The organism is Acidovorax delafieldii 2AN, from assembly GCF_000175235.1.
Lineage (GTDB): Bacteria > Pseudomonadota > Gammaproteobacteria > Burkholderiales > Burkholderiaceae_C > Acidovorax > Acidovorax delafieldii_B.
In genome coordinates, this window is the sequence record NZ_ACQT01000548.1 from 1 (window position 1) to 1,050 (window position 1,050).

At 68.8% G+C, this 1,050-nt stretch carries 1 protein-coding gene; it reads right to left on the reverse strand.

Features of this window, described 5'->3' with window-relative positions; translation table 11 throughout:
* Positions 1 to 95 precede the first annotated feature (95 nt).
* Positions 96 to 1,050, reverse strand: a 955-nt coding sequence (locus ACDELDRAFT_RS22940) for a phospholipase A (RefSeq protein WP_005801588.1), incomplete at its 5' end; no start/stop codon positions are given.

Below are 1,050 nucleotides of genomic sequence, written 5' to 3' on the forward strand. Positions count from 1 at the left end.
CTTTGCCGCGAATGGCGGGGCGGGCGCTGGCCCGGCGGGCGGTCCCAGCCGCTCAGCCGGGGCTCCCGTCAAGGCGTGTGGTGCGCTTCGGGCCGTCAGAAATCGACCAGGCTCAGCCCCAGGCTGAAGACAGTGCGCTTGCGGTTGTAGTCGATCATGCTGTCGCCGTAGCCGCTGAAGAGCTGGGTGTGCAGGCGCAGGTTGCTCTTGCCGCCGCCCAGGCCCGTGCCCAGCGTCTGCAGCCATTCCAGGCGCACCGAGCCACGCCCGGTCGAGGCCAGCGAGTGGCGCAGGGTGGCGCCCAGCGTGTTGTCCTTGTCCATGTTCCAGAACAGCTGCATCTCGCCGCGGCCGACGTAGTCGCTGATGCCGGGGTTGTCGTCGCTGTTGATGTTCTCGGACAGCCGCTTCCACACGCGCGCGTTCAGGTTCCAGCGGTTGTCCAGTTCCATGCCGGTCATGAGGTAGACGCGGTTCCAGCTGCGCGAGAGCGGGTTGCTCTGGCCGTTGGACTGGTGCACCAACCCCACGCCGCTGTAGCGCCAGCGCCAGCCAAAGGGCAGCCGGGCGTCGGTGGGGTAGACGTACATCACCTCGGGCTCGTGGTCGGTGGTGCGGAAGGGGCGCGAGATGTCGGGGCTGAACAACTGCCAGTACGACTGCTGCGTGTAGCCGAACCACACCGAATCCTTGAGCGTGGGGTGGCCCTGCGTCAGCAGGCCCTGGGCGAGCTTGGTGCGCACCGACAGCTGGATGCGGTTTTCGGTGCGCCGGTACGGCGTGGATTCGGCGGCGGTGTGGCCCTCGGCGTCCGAGCTGGGCTGGCGGTTCACGTTGCTGCCCGCCACCACCGAGACGGTGATGGGCCGGTAGCCGCGAAAGCTGAAGGTGCCGCAGTCGCTGCCCGATTCCAGCTCCCAGAAGCGCGAGAGGTCGCTGTACTGCGTGTCGTGGCAGCCCTCTGTGCGTGCCACGTCGATGATGCGGGTGGCGGGCAGCCGCGTGTCCACCGGCAGCGGCACGGCGGTGCTTGCGCCGCCCGGGCTTGCC